Genomic DNA, 392 nt, shown 5'->3' with positions numbered 1-392 from the left:
CCCGCGTGCGTGAGGCCCAGGTCGATGAGGCTCCGGGCGAGGAAGTACTGCGCCCAGGCGTAGTTGTCGTCCGTCTTGGGCGCGGCCTGGAGCCACGCGTAGAGGGGACCCGCGGCGTCGCGCGGCTTGCCGTCGAAGTAGTCCTGCAGCGCCTGGTCGAAGATGGCCGGGTCCACCTTCTGCGGCACGGGCGGCGGCGCCTCGGCGGCGGCCTCCGGCTTCTTGTCGGACGCGGCAGCCGCGGGCGCGCCCTCGGCGCTGGCGGCCGGCGCGGGTGCACCGGACTCGGCGGGCTTCGCGGTCGGAGCGGGGGAGCCCGTCGCGGGTCTGGCGGCGGCGCCGGGCGTGGCCTTCGCGCCGGAAGGAGGTGGCGGCATGGGCAGCGAGCCACC

At 77.0% G+C, this 392-nt stretch carries 1 pseudogene; it reads right to left on the bottom strand.

Annotation, left to right across the window (positions count from 1 at the left end):
* A pseudogene (locus tag D7Y04_RS43505) lies at nt 1-383 on the bottom strand (hypothetical protein); the annotation flags it as partial.
* Nucleotides 384-392: the final 9 nt, after the last annotated feature.

The sequence above is a fragment of the Corallococcus sp. AB038B genome (genome assembly GCF_003668955.1).
Lineage (GTDB): Bacteria > Myxococcota > Myxococcia > Myxococcales > Myxococcaceae > Corallococcus > Corallococcus exiguus.
This window is presented reverse-complemented; position numbering and strand designations above follow the sequence as displayed.